Raw genomic sequence first — 19,025 nt, 5'->3', positions numbered from 1 at the left:
GGAGAGTAAGAAGACGTCGAACGGGATGTAGCTAACTTGTAGGCTACTGCCCAGGTCACGATTCCAAGCTGACCCATGCAAACACAGTGGACAAACTCTACGCCAACTACGGGAGGAAAAACAAGCCCCGCGAAGGCCCCGGTTTTCCTGCCCTTGCCGGCACTTAGTCGATTCACTAGTCCGGCTTATACGATTAGCTTGTTCAATTGTTTTCGAACGTTATAAGCCAATTTCATATTCGAATCGAATGTAAAGAGAGTGCACTGTTTTATGGCGATTGCGTTACACATTAGTGCACGCATAACGCAATCGCGTTACTTATAGAAACAGTCAATCAACCGCGATAGTAGCGTTGTGGAACAAATGGCATTTTGCTTACAAGCAATGGCACCTTTTTCCCACGAACTATCGCCCAGGCTGGCGTATCGAGTGCGACGTAGGCGCTGTCCAGGTAACCCATGGCCAATGGGCCGCCTAAAGTCGGGCCGAAGCCGCCGCTGCACACGCTGCCGATGATCTCGCCCGCTTCGTTGACGATCTCTGCACCTTCACGGACCGGCGTGCGCTCTTGCGGCAGCAGGCCGACGCGTTTGCGCTGAACGCCGTTCTTCTGTTGAGCGAAGACCTGTTCTGCGCCAGGGAAGCCGCCGGCACGCGCACCGTCGGCACGCCGAGGCTTGGAGATTGCCCACAGCAGGCTGGCTTCGATCGGGGTGGTTTCGGTGTTCATGTCGTGGCCGTACAGGCACAGGCCGGCTTCCAGGCGCAGCGAGTCACGGGCGCCGAGGCCGATGGCGGCGACTTCCGGTTCGGCCAGCAGGGCGCGGGCAAGTTTTTCCGCATCGGCTGCCGGAACCGAGATTTCGAAACCGTCTTCACCGGTGTAGCCCGAACGGCTGACAAAGCAGTCAACGCCCAGCAGCTTCGCGCGGGTGAATTGCATGAAAGTCATTTTCGCCACTTCCGGCGCCAGGCGCGCCAGCACGGTCACTGCGGCCGGGCCTTGCAGGGCGAGCAGGGCGCGTTCTTCGAACAACTGCTCGATCTTGCATTGATCGCCGATGTGTTTTTGCAGATGCGCCAGGTCCTGCTCCTTGCACGCGGCGTTGACCACCAGGAACAGTTCGTCGTTGCCCAGATTGGCGACCATCAGGTCATCGAGGATGCCGCCGGTTTCGTTGGTGAACATCGCGTAGCGCTGCATGCCCACCGGCAGGTCGATGATGTCCACCGGCACCAGGGTTTCCAGGGCTTTGGCAGCATTGGCGCCGGTCAGGCGGATCTGGCCCATGTGCGAGACATCGAACAGCCCGGCCTGCTCACGGGTGTGCTGGTGTTCTTTCATCACGCCCAGCGGGTATTGCACCGGCATGTCGTAGCCGGCGAACGGCACCATGCGGGCGCCGAGTTCGATGTGCAGAGCGTGCAGCGGGGTTTTCGACAGTTGTTCGGTGGACATGCGTGACTCCTTGATTCACACCAACCCTTTCCCGGAGGAAGAGGGGGCTAATTAACACTCGATAATGTTGACTGCCAGACCGCCACGGGCGGTCTCCTTGTATTTGCTTTTCATGTCGGCGCCGGTCTGGCGCATGGTGCGGATGACCTTGTCGAGGGAGACGAAATGTTGCCCGTCTCCGCGCATGGCCATGCGCACGGCGTTGATCGCCTTGACCGAGCCCATGGCGTTGCGCTCGATGCACGGCACCTGCACCAGCCCGCCAATCGGGTCGCAGGTCAGGCCGAGGTTGTGTTCCATGCCGATTTCAGCGGCGTTTTCCACTTGTTGCACGCTGCCCCCGAGCACTTCACACAACGCGCCGGCCGCCATCGAACAGGCCACGCCGACCTCGCCCTGGCAGCCGACTTCGGCGCCGGAGATCGAGGCGTTTTCCTTGTACAGAATGCCGATGGCCGCGGCGGTGAGCAGGAAGCGCACCACGCCGTCATCGTTGGCGCCGGGAATGAAGCGCATGTAGTAATGCAGCACCGCAGGGATGATCCCCGCCGCGCCGTTGGTCGGTGCCGTGACTACACGCCCGCCGTTGGCGTTTTCTTCGTTGACGGCCAAAGCGTAGAGGTTGACCCAGTCCAGCACCGACAGCGGATCGCGCAGCGACGATTCCGGGTTCTTGCACAATTGCCGGTGCAACGCCGCCGCCCGCCGCTTGACCTTCAGGCCACCCGGCAGGATGCCTTCGTTGCGACAGCCGGCGGCCACGCAGTCCTGCATCACTTGCCAGATTTTCAGCAGACCGGCGCGGGTTTCCGCTTCCGGGCGCCAGGCGCTTTCGTTGGTCAGCATCACCTGGCTGATCGACAGACCATAGGTGGTGCAGTGACCAAGCAGGTCCTTGGCACTCTTGAACGGGAAGGTCAGTGGTGTGGCGTCTTCGACGATGCGGTCGGCGCCGGCCGCATCTTCGTCGACCACAAAACCGCCGCCGACCGAGTAGTACTCGCGGCTGCGGATCTGTAATCCCGCCGCATCGAAGGCACGGAAGATCATGCCGTTGGGGTGATAGGCCAACGGTTTGCGGATCATTGCCAGGTGTTCTTTCTCGTTGAACGCAATGCTGTGTTCGCCGAGCAGGTTCAAGCGCCCGTTGCCACGAATCTCCGAGAGACGGGCGGTGACGGTTTCAGTATCCACGGTATCCGGGTGTTCACCTTCCAGGCCCAGAAGCACGGCCTTGTCGCTGCCGTGGCCCTTGCCGGTGGCGCCGAGGGATCCATACAACTCGACCTTGACGCTGGTGGTGGCCGACAACAGGTTTTCCCGACGCAGCCCTTCGACGAAGCGCGCAGCTGCGCGCATCGGGCCGACGGTGTGGGAGCTGGAGGGGCCGATGCCAATCTTGAACAGGTCGAACACGCTTAACGACATGAGTTGTTCTCCGGTTTCTTGTTATAGGAATTGGCGGACCATCAGGCTTGATACATTCCCTGTGGGAGCGGGCTTGCTCGCGAATGCGGTGAATCAGTCGCCATCAATGTTGCCTGACACACCGCATTCGCGAGCAAGCCCGCTCCCACAAGGGGATCTGTGGTGATGCTGAAATCGGGGCAGGTTTACCTGCCCCTCATTCGTTTAAGCGTAGCTTTCGATCGACGGGCAGGCGCAGACCAGGTTGCGGTCGCCGAACACGTTGTCGACGCGACCTACCGGCGGCCAGTACTTGCCTTCGATCAACGACGCCACCGGGTACACCGCTTGTTCGCGGCTGTAGGGATGAGTCCACTCGCCGACCAGCTCGGCAGCCGTGTGCGGAGCGTTCTTCAGCGGGTTGTCGTCCTTGTCCAGGGTGCCGTTTTCCACTGCGCGGATTTCTTCGCGGATGCGGATCATGGCGTCGCAGAAGCGGTCCAGTTCTTCCTTGGATTCGCTTTCGGTCGGCTCGATCATCAGTGTGCCGGCTACCGGGAACGACATGGTCGGGGCGTGGAAGCCGAAGTCGATCAGGCGCTTGGCGACGTCATCGACGCTGATGCCGCTGCTGTCTTTCAATGGACGCAGATCCAGGATGCACTCGTGCGCCACCAGGCCGTTGCTGCCGGTGTACAGCACTGGATAGTGCTCTTCCAGGCGACGGGAAATGTAGTTGGCATTGAGGATCGCCAGCTGCGAAGCGCGCTTCAGACCTGCGCCACCCATCATGCGAATGTACATCCAGGTGATCGGCAGAATGCTCGCGCTGCCGAACGGTGCTGCGCAGACCGCGCCTTCCTTGCGTTCCATGTGGCCGTGGCCCGGCAGGAACGGAGTCAGGTGCGACTTGACGCCGATCGGGCCGACACCCGGGCCGCCACCGCCGTGGGGGATGCAGAAGGTCTTGTGCAGGTTCAGGTGCGAGACGTCGCCGCCGAACTTGCCCGGTGCGCAGAGGCCGACCATCGCGTTCATGTTGGCGCCGTCGATGTACACCTGGCCGCCGTTGTCGTGAATGATGCCGCAGATTTCGCGGATGCCTTCTTCGAACACGCCGTGGGTCGACGGGTAGGTGATCATCAGCGCGGCGAGGTGTTCGCGGTGCTCGATGGCTTTGGCGCGCAGGTCTTCGATGTCTACGTTGCCACGGGCGTCGCACGCGGTCACGACCACGCGCATGCCGGCCATGTTGGCGGTCGCCGGGTTGGTGCCGTGGGCGGACGACGGGATCAGGCAGATGTCGCGACGGTCTTCGCCACGGCTCTGGTGATAGGCGCGAATCGCCAGCAGACCTGCGTACTCACCCTGGGAACCGGCGTTCGGCTGCAGCGAGATCGAGTCGTAACCGGTGGCGGCGCAGAGCATCGCTTCCAGTTCATCGGTCAGTTGCTGGTAACCGGCGCTTTGCTCGGCCGGAGCGAACGGGTGCAGGGCGCCGAATTCGGCCCAGGTCACCGGGATCATTTCGCTGGCGGCGTTGAGTTTCATGGTGCACGAACCCAGCGGGATCATGGTGCGATCCAGTGCCAGGTCCTTGTCCGCCAGTTTGCGCAGGTAGCGCATCAGCTCGGTTTCCGAGTGATAACGGTTGAACACCGGGTGGCTGAGGATCGGCGACTGACGAACCAGCGCGGCAGGAATGGTGCTTTGCGCGGCAGCGGCCAGAGCAGCGAAATCTGGCAGGGTCTTGCCGTCGGCGAACAGGCCCCACAGGGTTTCGATGTCAGCCTGGGTGGTGGTTTCGTCGACCGACAGGCCCAGACGCTGGGCATCGATCACACGCAGGTTGATCTGTTGGGCGCGGGCCTTGTCGTGCAGCGCAGCAGTTTGCGCACCGGTGGCCAGGGTCAGTGTGTCGAAGAAGCTGGCTTGCTCGACGGTCACGCCCAGTGCGCTCAGGCCCTTGGCCAGGATCGCTGTCAGGTGATGCACGCGGTTGGCGATCTGGGTCAGGCCTTTAGGGCCGTGGTACACGGCGTACATGCTGGCGATGTTGGCCAGCAGCACTTGTGCGGTGCAGATGTTCGACGTGGCTTTCTCGCGGCGGATGTGTTGCTCGCGGGTCTGCATCGCCAGACGCAGGGCCGGCTTGCCGAAACGGTCAACCGAGACACCGACCAGACGGCCCGGCATGTCACGCTTGAACGCATCTTTGGTGGAGAAGTAAGCCGCGTGCGGGCCACCGAAGCCCAGCGGCACGCCGAAGCGTTGCGCGCTGCCGATGGCCACGTCCGCACCGAATTCGCCCGGCGGGGTCAGCAGGGTCAGGGCCAGGAGGTCAGCGGCCACGGCCACCAGTGCGTTGGCGGCGTGGAAGCGTTCGGTCAGTTCGCGGTAGTCGAATACATCACCGTTGCTGGCCGGGTATTGCAGCAGCGCGCCGAAGAACGGCGTCACGTCGGTCAGTTCGCGCTCATCACCCACGACCACGTCAATGCCCAGCGGCTCGGCACGGGTGCGCAGCACGTCGAGGGTTTGCGGGTGGCTGTGGATCGAGGCGAAGAACTGGTGGCTGCCCTTGTTCTTGCTCAGGCGTTTGCAGAAGGTCATGGCTTCGGCAGCGGCGGTGGCTTCGTCGAGCAGGGAAGCGTTGGCGATCGGCAGGCCGGTGAGGTCGCTGATCAGGGTCTGGAAGTTCAGCAGCGCTTCGAGACGGCCCTGGGAAATTTCTGGCTGATACGGGGTGTAGGCGGTGTACCAGGCCGGGTTTTCCAGCAGGTTGCGCAGGATCGGCGATGGCGTGTGGCAGTTGTAGTAGCCCTGGCCGATGTAAGTCTTGAACAGTTGGTTCTTGCCGGCGATGCCTTTGATCATTGCCAGGGCATCGGCTTCGCTCAGGCCGTCGTTGAGGCCGAGCACGCTGGTGCCCTTGATGCTTTCCGGGATGACGCTGGCGCTCAGGGCTTCGAGCGAGTCGAAACCGAGGCTGTTGAGCATGGCTTGCTCGTCACCGGCGCGCGGGCCGATGTGACGGGCGATGAATTCGTTGGCGGTGCCGAGATTTACTTGGGTCATGTCAGGTTCCTCAGGCTTCGGCTTGGGCTTTGATCAGGCGGTCGTAGGCGTCCTGATCCAGCAGCTTGGCGACGGCCGAAGCGTCGGCCGGTTTAAAGCGGAAGAACCAGCCTTCGCCCAGCGGATCTTCGTTGACCAACTCAGGGCTGTCTTCCAGGGCTGGGTTGGTGGCCAGGACTTCACCGTCCAGCGGCATGTAAACGCCGCTGGCGGCTTTTACCGATTCCACGGTGGCGGCTTCGGCGCCTTTCTCGTACGCCTGCAATTCAGGCAGTTGCACGAACACCACGTCGCCCAGGGCGTTCTGCGCGAAAGCGGTGATGCCAACGGTGACAGAACCATCGGCTTCGGCGCGCAGCCATTCGTGATCTTCAGTAAAACGCAACTCGCTCATGGAATCTCCTAGGGGCCAGACTCGTCTGGTGGACGCGGTGGAATACTCGGGCGGCAATGCCCTGATTTTATGAGCGGTTACTTAGCAAGAACGCGGCCAACGTAAAAATATCGTTATAAATCAAGGGTTTGATTGATTTGTGGACGGGCGCGATCACGTTGACTGTAGCGAAATCGCTACAGCGTGAGGCGAAGAAAAAAGCTGAACCGGATCAAAGCCTTGCACAGCGGTGATCGGAGGAGGGTGTAGCGATATCGTTCCGCTGTAGCGCTTTCAGTACAGATGGAGGTCGCTTTTGGGCTCGGACACTCTGGATGGAGAGCCGGCTGGATGGAAAACCCTGTGGGAGCGAGCTTGCTCGCGATGGCGGTGTGACATTCAAAAAACTGTCGACTGACACGCCCTCATCGCGAGCAAGCTCGCTCCCACAGTTTATTCGGGGTTTCGCCTCAGGGTTTGTTGGGGATGCCGTACTTGCGCAGCCGGTGGGCAATCGCGGTGTGTGAGGTTTGCAGGCGGCTGGCCAGTTGGCGGGTCGAGGGGTAGCTGACGTAGAGCTTTTCCAGCAGCGATTTCTCGAAGGCTTCAACCGCTTCTTCCAGGCTGTCGACGTCGGTATCGGTCTGGCGTGCCACCGAGGTGCCGGCGATGTCGAGATCGCCGATGTCCACCAGGCTGCTTTCGCAGATCGCGGCGGCGCGGAAGATCACGTTCTGCAATTGCCGAACATTGCCTGGCCAGCGATTGCCGAGTAGCGCCGGATAAGTGCCGGGGGCGAGGCGGCAGACCGGGCGCTGGATCTGCGCGCAGGCCTGCTGCATGAAATAGCGGGCGAGCAGAAGAATGTCCTGACCACGTTCGCGCAGCGGCGGAACTTCGACGTTGAGCACATTGAGGCGGTAGAACAGGTCTTCGCGGAACAGGCCTTCGCTGACCATTTTTTCCAGGTCGCGGTGGGTCGCGCTGAGGATCCGTACGTTGACCTTCACCTCACGATCGCCACCGACCCGGCGGAAGCTGCCGTCGTTGAGAAAGCGCAGCAGTTTGGCCTGCAAGTACGGCGACATCTCGCCGATCTCGTCGAGAAACACCGTGCCCTGGTTGGCGAGTTCCATCAGCCCCGGTTTGCCGCCACGCGCTGCGCCGGTAAAGGCGCCGGGGGCGTAGCCGAACAGTTCGCTCTCGGCGAGGTTCTCCGGCAGGGCCGCGCAGTTCAGTGCGAGGAATGGCGCGTTGTGCCGGGCGCTGATGGCGTGGCAGGCGCGTGCCACCAGTTCCTTGCCGGTGCCGGTTTCGCCCTGGATCAGCAGCGGCGCGTCGAGGGCTGCCACCCGCTGCGCGCGGGCCTTGAGGGTGCGGATCGGTGGGGACTCGCCGAGCAGCGCATCGAAACCTTCGGCGTGGTCGTGGTGCAATGCCGAAAGTTGTTCACCGATGCGGTTCGGTTGATACAGGGTCAGCAGGGCGCCGGCGTCGGTGATCGGTGTGGCGTCGAGCAACAGGGTCTGGCCATTGACGGTGATTTCCCGCAGCGGCAGGCGGAAGCCTTGTTCGAGCAGGGTTTCGAGCAGGCCCGGATCGTTGAACAGCTCAGAAACGCTTTCGCCCGCCGGCTCGCGACCGTACAAGGCAATCAGCGCCGGGTTGGCCAGCAGCACCTTGCCGGCGCTGTCCAGCGCCAGCACCGGGTCGGTCATCGCCGCGAGCAACGCGTCGAGCTGCAAGTGCCGACGCTGACCGGGCAGGATGTCGACCACCACCACGGCCTCCACGCCGCGCACCCGGAACAACGCATCTTTGAGTTCTTCGAGCACTTGCGGGCTGAGGGTCGGGGCGTCGATGTAGACGTTCGGCGGGACCATTTCCACCGCATCCAGATTGAGGTTGCGCCCACCGAGCAGGGCCAGGACTTCCTGGGTGATGCCGACGCGGTCGATGAAGCTGACGTGGATACGCATGGGGCGGTTCTGGGTTCTGGAGTGCGGAGGGGGCAAGTATGCCTTGGGGCGGGGAAATGGTGAAACCGGACGCGCACTTCCGCTGGATACATACCCTTGTGGGAGCGAGCTTGCTCGCGAATGCGGTGTATCAGCGTTGAAGATATGGACTGACAGAGCGCTTTCGCGAGCAAGCTCGCTCCCACAGGGGGAGTGTGGTGAGTTCGGGTTACTCGAAATGCTCGGGATTGACCGGATCCCCGGATTGCATATTCAACTGCTTGCGAATGTCTTCAAACATCAAGTCGTAATGCTTGTGCACCGAGCCGATCTGGCTGTGTGCCTTGGGAATCCCGTATTTTTCGGCAATCCTGGTCACGTCGCGAGCAAAGTTGTAGGCCTCTTCCTTGGGCAGGAAAAACGTTTCCTTCATGTCCTTGCCCTGCATGCTGCCGTGCAGGGTGAACTGTATCCCTTTGCCTTTTTGCGGATCGGTGAACACTTCATAGTCGAGGTGCACGTTGTAATTGACGTCATCGTCAGTCAACGCATGCCGCTCGATATGCAAATGACCGGGTTCGAACTGGGCCATGGTTTTCTCCTTTCAAGGCATGGGAGAAGGGCAGACCTGAGGTCTGCCCCCGGAGTTTCTTTTTATCGGTAGGTGATCCCCGGCGCGGCCGTGCTGACCCGCGTACCGGCAGTACCCTGGACGATGGCTTCGATGTCCGCCAGCGAACCGATCACCGCGACCTTGCCAGTATGGCGCGCAAATTCACAGGCTGCCTGCACCTTCGGCCCCATGGAGCCAGCGGCGAAGCCCAGGCGTTCGAGTTCGTCCGGGTGGGCCTGGGCGATGGCTTTCTGGGTTGGCTTGTTGAAGTCGATGTAAGCCGCGTTGACGTCGGTGGCGATCACCAACAGATCGGCTTCCAGTTGTTCGGCGAGCAGCGACGAGCACAGGTCCTTGTCGATGACGGCCTCGATGCCTTTGAGATTGCGCTGCTCGTCATACATGGTCGGGATGCCGCCGCCGCCCGCGCAGATCACGATGCTGCCCTTGTCCAGCAGCCACTTGATCGGACGGATTTCGAAGATGCGCTTGGGTTTCGGACTGGCAACCACGCGGCGGTACTTGTCACCGTCGGCCTTGACCACCCAGCCTTTTTCCTTGGCCAGGCGCTCAGCCTCGTCCTTGGCGTAGACCGGGCCGATGAACTTGGTCGGGTCCTTGAAGGCCGGGTCCTTGGGATCGACTTCGACCTGGGTGAGCAGGGTGGCGAACGGGACTTCGAAGTCCAGCAGGTTGCCCAGTTCCTGTTCGATGATGTAGCCGATCATGCCTTCGGTTTCGGCACCGAGCACGTCCAGAGGGTAAGCTTCATCGGGTTTGTAGGAGAGGCCTTGCAACGATAGCAGGCCGACTTGCGGGCCATTGCCGTGGGCGATGACCAGTTGATTGCCGGGATGGATCTTGGCGATTTGCTCGGTGGCGATGCGGATGTTGGCGCGCTGGTTGTCAGCGGTCATCGGCTCACCACGGCGGAGCAGGGCGTTACCGCCCAGAGCTACGACGATACGCATGGTGCTGGTCCTTCTTGTACAGAGGAATGGCAAACGACTCGTGTCCATGTTGAAACCAGGATCCCTTGTGGGAGCGGGCTTGCTCGCGAAGGCGTCAGATCAGTAGACATCACTGTTGAATGACACTCCGCTTTCGCGAGCAAGCCCGCTCCCACATGGGGAGGCGGTTCCCTCAGTGGGTTACAGATCAGCCAGGGTCGACACCAGAATCGCCTTGATGGTGTGCATGCGGTTTTCCGCTTGCTCGAAGGCGATGCAGGCAGGCGACTCGAACACGTCGTCGGTCACTTCGATGCCGTTTTTCAGGTGCGGATACTGTTCGGCAATCTGTTTGCCGACCTTGGTATCGCTGTTGTGGAACGCCGGCAGGCAGTGCATGAACTTGGTGCGCGGGTTGCCGGTGGCTTTCATCAGCTCGGCGTTGACCTGATACGGCAGCAGTTGCTGGATACGCTCGGCCCAGGCTTCCACCGGTTCGCCCATCGATACCCAGACATCGGTGTGGATGAAGTCCACGCCTTTGACGGCGGCTTTCGGGTCTTCGGTCAGGGTGATGCGCGCGCCACTTTCCTCCGCGTATTTTTTGCAGCGATCCACCAGGTCGTCGTGCGGCCACAGGGCTTTCGGCGCGCAGATACGCACGTCCATACCCAGCTTGGAGCCGACCAACAGCAGCGAGTTGCCCATGTTGTTGCGCGCGTCGCCCAGGTAGGCGTAGCTGATCTCGTGGATTGGCTTGTCGGCGTGCTCACGCATGGTCAGCACGTCGGCAATCATCTGGGTCGGGTGATATTCATCGGTCAGGCCGTTGAACACCGGCACGCCAGCGAACTTGGCCAGTTCTTCGACGATTTCCTGCTTGAAGCCACGGTACTCGATGGCGTCGTACATGCGACCCAGCACGCGGGCTGTGTCCTTCATGCTTTCCTTGTGGCCGATCTGCGAAGAGTTCGGGTCGATGTAGGTGACGTTGGCGCCCTGGTCATAAGCGGCAACTTCGAACGCGCAGCGGGTGCGAGTCGAGGTTTTTTCGAAGATCAGGGCGATGTTGTTGCCCTTCAGGTGTTGCTGCTCGGTGCCGGTGTACTTGGCGCGTTTGAGGTCGCGGGACAGGTCGAGCAGGTAACGCAGCTCACGTGGGGTGTGGTGTTCCAGGCTGAGCAGGTTACGGTTGTGAATGTTGAACGCCATGATGATTCTCCTTGGATTCGATAATCGGCCCGGCCGCGACAGGGTCAGTGCGGCCGGGGAGATGGTCGTTTAGTAGTCGATCGGGTCGCGCACGATCGGGCAGGTCATGCAGTGGCCGCCGCCACGGCCACGGCCCAGTTCGCCGGCGCTGATGGTGATGACCTCGACCCCGGCCTTGCGCAGCAGGGTGTTGGTGTAGGTGTTGCGGTCGTAGCCGATGACCACGCCTGGTTCCACGGCCACGACGTTGTTGCCGTCATCCCATTGCTCGCGTTCGGCGGCGAAGCTGTTGCCGCCGGTTTCGACGACGCGCAGGTTCGGCAGATTGAGCGAGTTGGCCACCACTTCGAGGAACGTTTTGTTCTCCCGTCGTACGTCCAGGCCATACGGTTTGCTTTCGTCAGGACGGATGATGAACGGCACGATTTCCTTGACCACTTCCGGGAAGACCGTCACCAGGTCGCGGTCGCAGAAGCTGAACACGGTATCCAGGTGCATTGCCGCGCGGGATTTCGGCAGGCCGGCGACCACGACTTTGTCGGCCGCGCCTTTGGCGAACAGCGATTGGGCCAGTTGACCGATGGCCTGGCGCGAGGAGCGCTCGCCCATGCCGATCAACACCACGCCGTTGCCGATCGGCATCACGTCGCCGCCCTCGAGAGTGGCTTTGCCGTGGTCCTTGTCCGGATCGCCGTACCAGACTTCGAAGTCGGCACCGGTGAAGTCGGGGTGGAACTTGTAGATGGCGGTGGTCAACAGGGTTTCCTGGCGACGGGCCGGCCAGTACATCGGGTTGAGCGTCACGCCGCCGTAGATCCAGCAAGTGGTGTCGCGGGTGAACTGGGTGTTGGGCAACGGGTCGAGCAGGAAGCTGGAGTGGCCCAGGTAGTCGCGGTACATCTTGATCACGCTGGCGCCTTCGCTGTCCGGCAGATCCTCGCCGGCCACGCCGCCGATCAGGAACTCGGCGAGCTTGCGTGGCTCCAGGCCTTCGAGCCAGCTGCGCACTTCGTTGGTCAGGCCGACGCCGACGGTGTCAGGGGTGATCTTGCGATCCAGAATCCATTTCAGCGCTTCGGGGTTGGAAACGATGTCGGTCAGCAGGTTGTGCATTTCCAGCACTTCAATGCCGCGCTCGCGCATCTTGGTCACGAAGTCGAAGTGGTCGCGCTTGGCCTGGTTGACCCAGATCACATCGTCGAACAGCAGTTCGTCGCAGTTGCTCGGGGTCAGCCGCTGATGGGCCAGACCTGGGGAGCAAACCATGACTTTGCGCAGTTTGCCGGCTTCGGAATGGACGCCGTACTTAACTTTTTCCGTGGTCATTTCAGTGATCCTCCAGAGAGAAAACGTTGGGCAATTACAGAGTCAGGAAGCCGTCATACAGTCCGTAGGCGGCCACGAGGGCGCCCACGACCACTGCGGCGAAAATCAGCTTCTCGACGTTGGTGAAAACCGGTTGTTTGAGTTCGAGCTTGGCCTTGGCGAACAGGATCGCGCCGGGGGCATAGAGCAGGGCCGACAGCAGCAAATACTTCACGCCACCGGCGTAGAGCAGCCACACCGCATAGATCAGGGCGATGGCGCCGATGATCAGGTCCTTGCGCCGTTCGGCCGCGAAGCCTTCGTAGCTTTCGCCGCGTACCGCCAGCAGCAGGGCGTAGGCCGCCGACCACAGGTACGGCACCAGAATCATCGAAGTGGCGAGGTAGATCAGCGACAGGTAAGTGCTGGCCGAGAACAGGGTGATGATCAGGAACAGCTGCACCATCGCGTTGGTCAGCCACAGGGCGTTGACCGGCACATGGTTGGCGTTCTCCTTGCGCAGGAACTCCGGCATGGTGTGGTCCTTGGCGGCGGCGAACATGATCTCCGCACACAGCAGCACCCACGACAGCAACGCCCCGAGCAGCGAGATGATCAGACCGACGCTGATCAGCACCGCGCCCCAGTGACCGACCACGTGTTCCAGCACGGCAGCCATCGACGGGTTCTGCAGCTTGGCCAGTTCCGGCTGGGTCATGATGCCCAGCGACAGCACGTTCACCAGCACCAGGAACAGCAGCACGGTGATGAAACCGATCACGGTCGCCTTGCCGACGTCCGAACGTTTTTCCGCCCGGGCCGAGAAGATGCTCGCGCCTTCGATGCCGATGAACACCCACACGGTGACCAGCATCATGTTGCGCACCTGGTTCATCACGCTGCCCAGATCCGGGTTTTTCATGCCCCAGATGTCGGCGGTGAAGATGTCCAGTTTGAAGGCGAAGAGCGCGATCAATACGAACAGCAGCAGCGGCACGACCTTGGCGACGGTGGTCACGAGGTTGATGAACGCCGCTTCCTTGATCCCGCGCAGCACCAGGAAGTGTACGGCCCACAGCAGTACCGAGGCGCCGACCACGGCCGCAACCGTGTTGCCTTCACCGAACACCGGGAAGAAATAGCCGAGGGTACTGAAGAGCAGAACGAAGTAACCGACGTTGCCCAGCCAGGCACTGATCCAGTAACCCCAGGCCGAGGAGAAACCCATGTAGTCGCCAAAACCGGCCTTGGCGTAGGCGTAGACACCGCCGTCCAGGTCAGGCTTGCGATTGGCGAGGGTTTGAAAGACGAAAGCGAGGGTGAGCATGCCGACAGCGGTGATGGCCCAACCGATCAGTACCGCGCCGACATCGGCACTGGCGGCCATGTTTTGTGGCAAAGAGAATATCCCGCCACCGATCATTGAACCGACTACCAATGCAACCAGTGCACCTAGTCGCAGTTTTCCGGGAGCTTCAGACATTGCATGACTCCATTGCAGGAGAGAAGAGTTCACAGCGTAGTTCTGTTGGCTTTTCAAACAGCTGACTTAGATCAGTGCATAGTCACATTCCATTGTTAATGAATGACTTATGAAGCCGTTTCAGGGATAAGCCTTCTAGCTGGAAGGCCCGTCGCAGAGGCCTCTTGTCCGGATTTTTTAAGAATGACTCCTATTACTTTCGAATTATCACGCTAGTTCGTTTTGCGGTTTTGGCAAATTTTTCAACGCTGTTTTCAGTACAGAATTGATTTATTAGGATTCGCGCACAAAACTGCCTGAGCGTGCTACGGCGTTAGCGCCAATGGCTATATATAAAGGGCGCAAGTTGGCGTTATTCAATAAACGTCATTACGCTTTATCCATTTAGTTAAAACCGGTTGCATAACGGTTTCGCGGCATTCGCCGCTCTGGAACTTGGAGACGCTGGAATGTCGCAACCGACGCAAAAACTGCGCCTTGGCGCACTGATCGCCCTGGTGGTGGGTTCGATGATCGGCGGGGGGATTTTTTCCCTGCCGCAGAATATGGCGGCCCGGGCCGATGCGGGGGCGATCCTCATCGGCTGGGGCATCACGGCGATCGGCATGCTCACGCTGGCCTTCGTGTTCCAGACCCTGGCCAACCGGAAACCGGAACTGGACTCCGGCGTCTATGCCTATGCCAAGGCCGGGTTCGGCGACTACATGGGGTTTTCTTCGGCGTGGGGTTACTGGATCAGCGCCTGGCTTGGCAACGTCGGGTATTTCGTGTTGCTGTTCAGCACCCTCGGTTACTTCTTTCCGGTGTTCGGTCAGGGCAATACGCCGATTGCCATTGGCTGCGCCTCGGTGCTGTTGTGGGCCGTGCACTTTCTGGTGATGCGCGGGATCAAGGAGGCGGCGCTGATCAATCAGTTGACCACCGTGGCCAAGATCATTCCGTTGATCATGTTCGTGGTCATTGCCGCTGTGGCGTTCAAGGCCGACATTTTTACCCGCGACATCTGGGGCCGCAGCAACCCGAATTTCGGCGGCGTGATGGATCAGGTGCGCAACATGATGCTGGTCACCGTGTTCGTGTTCATCGGTATCGAAGGCGCCAGCGTTTACTCGGCGCGGGCGGAGAAACGCACGGACGTGGGCCGGGCCACGGTGATCGGTTTCCTCGGTGTGCTGGCGCTGCTGGTGCTGGTCAATGTGCTGTCGCTTGGGATCATGAGTCAGCCGGAGCTGGCGACCTTGCAGAACCCGTCGCTTGCCGCCGTGCTGGAGCACATCGTCGGGCCATGGGGCGCGTTGCTGATCAGCGTGGGCCTGGCCATTTCGTTGCTCGGTGCGTTGCTGTCATGGGCGTTGTTGTGCGCGGAGATCCTGTTCGCCACCGCCAAGGACAATACGATGCCGGCGTTCCTGGAAAAGGAAAACGCCAACCATGTGCCGGTCAATGCGTTGTGGCTGACCAACGTGATGATCCAGATTTTCCTGCTGATCACGCTGTTTTCCGCCGGAACCTACACCAGCCTGATTTACCTCGCCTCGTCGATGATTCTGGTGCCGTATCTGTGGTCGGCGGCCTACGCCGTATTGCTCAGCGGACGGGGTGAAACTTATGAACATGCTTCCGCCGAACGCACCAAGGATCTGCTGATCGGCGGTATCGCCCTGTGTTATGCGGTCTGGTTGTTGTATGCCGGCGGGGTGAAATACCTGCTGTTGTCGGCGCTGTTGTATGCGCCGGGGGTGATCCTGTTCGCCAAGGCCAAGCATGAGCAGGGCGAGCCGCTGTTCACCACGCTCGAGAAGGGGATTTTCACCTGCGTCATTGTCGGGGCCGGGCTCGCGGCCTACGGGTTGTACAGCGGCGTGTTGTCACTGTGAGATTGCGGCTCGACTATCGGGGATCTTACGACTGGCCGGCGATGCTCGGGTTTCTCGCGGCGCGGGCGGTGACGGGGATGGAGACGGTGGTCGATGGGGTGTATTCGCGCAGCATCGGGTTGAACGGGCTTCACGGTACGGTTTCGGTCTGGCCCGGTGACGGTGATGCGCTGGAGGTGGAACTGGATTTCCCGGATCCGTCGGCGGTTCCCGAGATCGTCGCGCGCTTGCGACGGATGTTTGATCTGGATGCGGAACTGCCGACCATGCAGCGGCATCTGGCGGCGGATCCGTTGCTGGCGCGGCTGATCGCCGAGCGCCCGGGGTTGCGGGTGCCGGGGGCGTGGGATGGTTTGGAGCTGGCGTTTCGCGCGGTGCTGGGGCAGCAGATTACCGTGGTTGCGGCGATCCGGCTGGCGGGGAAACTGGTGGCGCAGTATGGCGAGCCTTTGCGTTCTTCAGTGCCGGGCCTGACTCATGTTTTTCCTCAGGCAAAGGTTTTGGCGAACGTTGATCTGGCGGCGCTGGGTATGCCGAAAAGTCGGGGGCGCACCTTGTCCGGGGTGGCGCAGGCGTCGCTGGACGATCCGTTGCTGTTTGCCTCCGGGACGACGAGGTTGCTGGCGCTGCACGGGATCGGCGACTGGACGGCTCAGTACATTGCCCTGCGCCAGTTGCGGGACATGGACGGTTTTCCGACCGGGGATGTGGGGTTGCTGCGGGCGCTGGAGGTGCTGGAGGGGGAACGGATGACTGTGCGGGAGTTGTCTGCCCGGGCAGAGGCCTGGCGGCCGTTTCGGGGGTATGCGGCGCAGATGTTGTGGACATCCTTGAGTCGTGCGGATTGACCCTGATTCTGGTTTGTAAGTTCTGGCCTCTTCGCGAGCAAGCTCGCTCCCACAAGAATTGGCGATCAGTCCAGGAATGTGGCGCCCTCGATCCACTGTGGGAGCGAGCTTGCTCGCGAAAGCGGTGGAAAGATCACCACTGCGCTCGATGCGACCCCAATTCACTCGCTGGCAAAGACCACTGCAACGGCGTTCCAGTAATAAGAAGCGGTGCATGTAGCCGATGCGCCGGCCCCCATGGTGTCTGCTCTATCTGCAACCCCTGATCCTTTGCATCCTCCGGACGCAACATTTCGTCCGTCCCCGGCCCATGCTCAATCAACAACTTCGCCGTCCGCGCCAACGATAACCGCGCCGAACCTCCATGACCGCTGCTCAGTCGCTGCGTCAGCAACCGAATCACACTCGCCGCCATCAGATACCCCGTCGCATGATCCAGCGCCTGCACCGGCAGCGGTGTCGGTTTGTCCGCCTGCTTCCAGCGCTGCCCGGCTTCGGCAATCCCGCTGCTCATCTGCACCAGACTGTCGAAGCCCCGGCGGTTCTGCCACGGGCCGCTCCAGCCGTAGGCGTTGAGGCAAACGTCGATCAGCCCCGGCGCGAGTTGCCGGCGGCGTTCGACGCCGAAGCCAAGATGTTCAAGGGCATCGGCGCGATAGCCGTGCAGAAGGATGTCGGCATCCTTGAGCAGACTTTCGAACACTGCGCGATCTGCCGGCTCATGCAGATCCAGTCGTGCACAACGTTTGCCGAGGGTCACTTCCGGCACCACGCCGGGTTCGTTCCAGGTCGGCGGGTCGATGCGCAGCACGTTGGCGCCGAGCCCTGCAAGAAAACGGCTGGCAGTCGGGCCGGCCAGTACGCGAGTCAGATCGAGCACCTTGAGCCCGGCCAATGGCTGCGCCACCGAGCCTTGCCAGGGTTGGTGGCTTTCGTCTTTCCCATCACTGAAATGCACCAAGGGTTCGGCATTCACCGCCAATCCTTGGGGATGTTTCTGCCACTGTTCCCAACTGCGCATTTCAGCCGCACAGCCCTTGGCCTCGACCACCGCTTGCTCCAGATCGGCACTGGCCCACTGCGCGACTTTCGCTGCCATCGCCGCGCGGTCGGCACAAGCGCCGAGCACGCTTTCAGCAGCGGCGCGATGATGCGGGGCGTTGGTGTGCAGGCGAATCCAGCCGTCCTTTGTTGCGTAGTCTCCGGCTACCGGATCCCATAGCGGCGGGACTTCCCAGCCGATCGGTCTTAGTGAAGTGGCGAACCAGAACGAGGCGAGGCGGCGGTCGACTTCAATTCCGGGCAAGTGGCCGGTTTGCTGTTTGAGGAGTTCGGCGACGGCTTGCCCCGCAGCGGCAATACTCGCGCAGGCAAGGTCGGTAACGGCAAACGCCGAGGGCAGGGCGCCCTCGCCGGTGAACGGAATCGGCGTGCGGGACAAGCCGAGCGCGGCTTGAATGGACGTGAGCAGATCAGTCATCGAAGGCCCTCCGGAAGAGGGCCTGATCATAGAACAGATGACGAGATCGTTCCCATGCCCTGCGCTCCAGTTCAGGAGCGGGACGCGGAGCGTCCTGGGCTGCATTCCCACGCGGACGGTTCGACGCCTCGACGTGGGAACGATCAGGGAGGGGAGGTCAGACGCGGAACTGATCCATCAATTTCATCTGCTGACTGGCGAGGGCATTGAGCTGGCTGCTGATCGCTGCCGATTCGGTGGCCTGTTCGGTCAGGGTTTCGGTGACGGTACGGATCGCCGAGACGTTGCGGTTGACCTCCTCGGCGACGGCGCTTTGCTGTTCGGCGGCGCTGGCGATTTGCAGGTTCATGTCGCTGATCACGGTGACCGCGTCGCTGATCTTGCCGAGGGCGTCCACGGCCTGGCGGATCTGCCCGGCGTTGTTGTGGGCCTGGGTCTGGCTCGAATGCATGGTCGCGACCACACCACGGGTGCCTGTCTGGATGCGTTCGATCACCACGCGGATTTCTTCCACCGAATCCTGGGTGCGCTTGGCGAGGTTTCGGACTTCGTCGGCCACCACCGCAAAACCACGACCGCTTTCACCGGCACGGGCCGCTTCGATTGCGGCGTTCAGCGCCAGCAGGTTGGTCTGTTCGGCGATGCTGCGGATCACTTCCAGCACCGAACCGATCTGCTCGCTATTGACCGCCAGCTCTTCGACTTCGGTCACCGCTTTGCTGACTTCGTCGGCCAATTGATTGATGTCGCGGGTGCTGCGCTCGATGATCGACATCCCGTCCTTGGCCGATTGGTCGGCGCCTTTCGCTGCGTTGGCAGCGTTCGAAGCGCTGTTGGCCACGTCGTGGGCGGTGGCGCTCATTTCGTTGGAGGCGGTCGCCACCTGATCGATCTCGCGGAACTGCACCTGCATGCCTTCGCTGGTCTGGCGGGCGATTTCCGACGACTGATCGGCGGTGCCACGGGCTTCGGTGATGCTCTG

The 19,025-nt window shown here is 61.4% G+C and carries 14 protein-coding genes; 2 read left to right on the top strand and 12 right to left on the bottom strand.

Translation table 11 applies throughout. The annotated features are described in order from the left end of the window. Positions 1-334: 334 nt before the first annotated feature. The 10 genes from gcvT to arcD (CAF63_RS23370) form a co-directional block, all read right to left on the bottom strand. A complete protein-coding gene (gene gcvT / locus CAF63_RS23415) occupies positions 335-1,459 on the bottom strand; it encodes a glycine cleavage system aminomethyltransferase GcvT (protein ID WP_085689386.1) in 1,125 nt (374 codons plus the stop codon). Between the two features lie 51 nt (positions 1,460-1,510). After that, positions 1,511-2,887, bottom strand: a complete 1,377-nt coding sequence (locus tag CAF63_RS23410; RefSeq protein ID WP_085689383.1) for an L-serine ammonia-lyase — start codon at positions 2,885-2,887, stop codon at positions 1,511-1,513. A 204-nt stretch (positions 2,888-3,091) separates the two neighbouring features. Continuing rightward, positions 3,092-5,944: an aminomethyl-transferring glycine dehydrogenase gene (gcvP, locus tag CAF63_RS23405; protein WP_085689381.1), complete on the bottom strand. Its 2,853-nt coding sequence runs from the start codon at positions 5,942-5,944 to the stop codon at positions 3,092-3,094. 10 nt (positions 5,945-5,954) lie between these two features. Further along, on the bottom strand, positions 5,955-6,338 hold the full coding sequence (gene gcvH / locus CAF63_RS23400) for a glycine cleavage system protein GcvH (RefSeq protein WP_007951190.1): 384 nt from the start codon (positions 6,336-6,338) through the stop codon (positions 5,955-5,957). A gap of 449 nt (positions 6,339-6,787) precedes the next feature. Continuing rightward, positions 6,788-8,296, bottom strand: a complete 1,509-nt coding sequence (locus CAF63_RS23395; protein ID WP_085689379.1) for a sigma-54-dependent transcriptional regulator — start codon at positions 8,294-8,296, stop codon at positions 6,788-6,790. A 208-nt stretch (positions 8,297-8,504) separates the two neighbouring features. After that, complete coding sequence (locus CAF63_RS23390) at positions 8,505-8,867, bottom strand: DUF5064 family protein (RefSeq protein WP_085689376.1); 363 nt, start codon at positions 8,865-8,867, stop codon at positions 8,505-8,507. A gap of 62 nt (positions 8,868-8,929) precedes the next feature. Further along, positions 8,930-9,859 (bottom strand): carbamate kinase, encoded by a 930-nt coding sequence (gene arcC, locus CAF63_RS23385; protein ID WP_085689373.1) that lies wholly within the window; start codon positions 9,857-9,859, stop codon positions 8,930-8,932. A gap of 180 nt (positions 9,860-10,039) precedes the next feature. After that, positions 10,040-11,050 carry an ornithine carbamoyltransferase gene (locus CAF63_RS23380; RefSeq protein ID WP_039766039.1) on the bottom strand — a complete coding sequence of 337 codons (1,011 nt, stop codon included), beginning with the start codon at positions 11,048-11,050 and terminating at the stop codon, positions 10,040-10,042. Positions 11,051-11,119: 69 nt separating this feature from the next. Continuing rightward, positions 11,120-12,376 carry an arginine deiminase gene (gene arcA, locus CAF63_RS23375; protein WP_085689370.1) on the bottom strand — a complete coding sequence of 419 codons (1,257 nt, stop codon included), beginning with the start codon at positions 12,374-12,376 and terminating at the stop codon, positions 11,120-11,122. A 34-nt stretch (positions 12,377-12,410) separates the two neighbouring features. After that, the gene (arcD, locus tag CAF63_RS23370) at positions 12,411-13,838 is read right to left on the bottom strand and encodes an arginine-ornithine antiporter (RefSeq protein ID WP_085689366.1); all 1,428 of its coding nucleotides are present in this window, start codon (positions 13,836-13,838) and stop codon (positions 12,411-12,413) included. 449 nt (positions 13,839-14,287) lie between these two features. Between arcD (CAF63_RS23370) and arcD (CAF63_RS23365) the strand changes: the two genes are divergently transcribed. Both arcD (CAF63_RS23365) and CAF63_RS23360 read left to right on the top strand, forming a co-directional pair. Further along, positions 14,288-15,715, top strand: a complete 1,428-nt coding sequence (gene arcD, locus CAF63_RS23365; RefSeq protein WP_085689363.1) for an arginine-ornithine antiporter — start codon at positions 14,288-14,290, stop codon at positions 15,713-15,715. Next, positions 15,712-16,563: a DNA-3-methyladenine glycosylase gene (locus tag CAF63_RS23360; protein WP_085689360.1), complete on the top strand. Its 852-nt coding sequence runs from the start codon at positions 15,712-15,714 to the stop codon at positions 16,561-16,563. The genes arcD (CAF63_RS23365) and CAF63_RS23360 overlap by 4 nt, the downstream gene beginning before the upstream one ends. A 133-nt stretch (positions 16,564-16,696) precedes the next feature. Here CAF63_RS23360 and CAF63_RS23355 read toward each other — a convergent pair whose 3' ends face one another. Then, positions 16,697-18,043, bottom strand: a complete 1,347-nt coding sequence (locus CAF63_RS23355) for a CoA transferase (protein ID WP_085689357.1) — start codon at positions 18,041-18,043, stop codon at positions 16,697-16,699. Between the two features lie 157 nt (positions 18,044-18,200). Next, positions 18,201-18,956, bottom strand: a complete 756-nt coding sequence (locus tag CAF63_RS29330; RefSeq protein ID WP_371320921.1) for a methyl-accepting chemotaxis protein — start codon at positions 18,954-18,956, stop codon at positions 18,201-18,203. Positions 18,957-19,025: the final 69 nt, after the last annotated feature.

The organism is Pseudomonas sp. B20(2017), from assembly GCF_002113125.1.
In the GTDB taxonomy this organism is placed as follows: Bacteria; Pseudomonadota; Gammaproteobacteria; order Pseudomonadales; family Pseudomonadaceae; genus Aquipseudomonas.
Note: the sequence above shows the minus strand (reverse complement) of the source record. Positions and strands in the feature narration are given on the sequence as shown.

What these genes read in the sequence shown, in the direction of transcription:
- gcvT (WP_085689386.1), bottom strand. Translation starts at nt 1,459, where the DNA reads ATGTCCACCGAACAACTGTCGAAAACCCCGCTGCACGCTCTGCACATC.
- CAF63_RS23410 (WP_085689383.1), bottom strand. Translation starts at nt 2,887, where the DNA reads ATGTCGTTAAGCGTGTTCGACCTGTTCAAGATTGGCATCGGCCCCTCC.
- gcvP (WP_085689381.1), bottom strand. Translation starts at nt 5,944, where the DNA reads ATGACCCAAGTAAATCTCGGCACCGCCAACGAATTCATCGCCCGTCAC.
- gcvH (WP_007951190.1), bottom strand. Translation starts at nt 6,338, where the DNA reads ATGAGCGAGTTGCGTTTTACTGAAGATCACGAATGGCTGCGCGCCGAA.
- CAF63_RS23395 (WP_085689379.1), bottom strand. Translation starts at nt 8,296, where the DNA reads ATGCGTATCCACGTCAGCTTCATCGACCGCGTCGGCATCACCCAGGAA.
- CAF63_RS23390 (WP_085689376.1), bottom strand. Translation starts at nt 8,867, where the DNA reads ATGGCCCAGTTCGAACCCGGTCATTTGCATATCGAGCGGCATGCGTTG.
- arcC (WP_085689373.1), bottom strand. Translation starts at nt 9,859, where the DNA reads ATGCGTATCGTCGTAGCTCTGGGCGGTAACGCCCTGCTCCGCCGTGGT.
- CAF63_RS23380 (WP_039766039.1), bottom strand. Translation starts at nt 11,050, where the DNA reads ATGGCGTTCAACATTCACAACCGTAACCTGCTCAGCCTGGAACACCAC.
- arcA (WP_085689370.1), bottom strand. Translation starts at nt 12,376, where the DNA reads ATGACCACGGAAAAAGTTAAGTACGGCGTCCATTCCGAAGCCGGCAAA.
- arcD (WP_085689366.1), bottom strand. Translation starts at nt 13,838, where the DNA reads ATGTCTGAAGCTCCCGGAAAACTGCGACTAGGTGCACTGGTTGCATTG.
- arcD (WP_085689363.1), top strand. Translation starts at nt 14,288, where the DNA reads ATGTCGCAACCGACGCAAAAACTGCGCCTTGGCGCACTGATCGCCCTG.
- CAF63_RS23355 (WP_085689357.1), bottom strand. Translation starts at nt 18,043, where the DNA reads ATGACTGATCTGCTCACGTCCATTCAAGCCGCGCTCGGCTTGTCCCGC.
- CAF63_RS29330 (WP_371320921.1), bottom strand. Translation starts at nt 18,956, where the DNA reads ATGCAGGTGCAGTTCCGCGAGATCGATCAGGTGGCGACCGCCTCCAAC.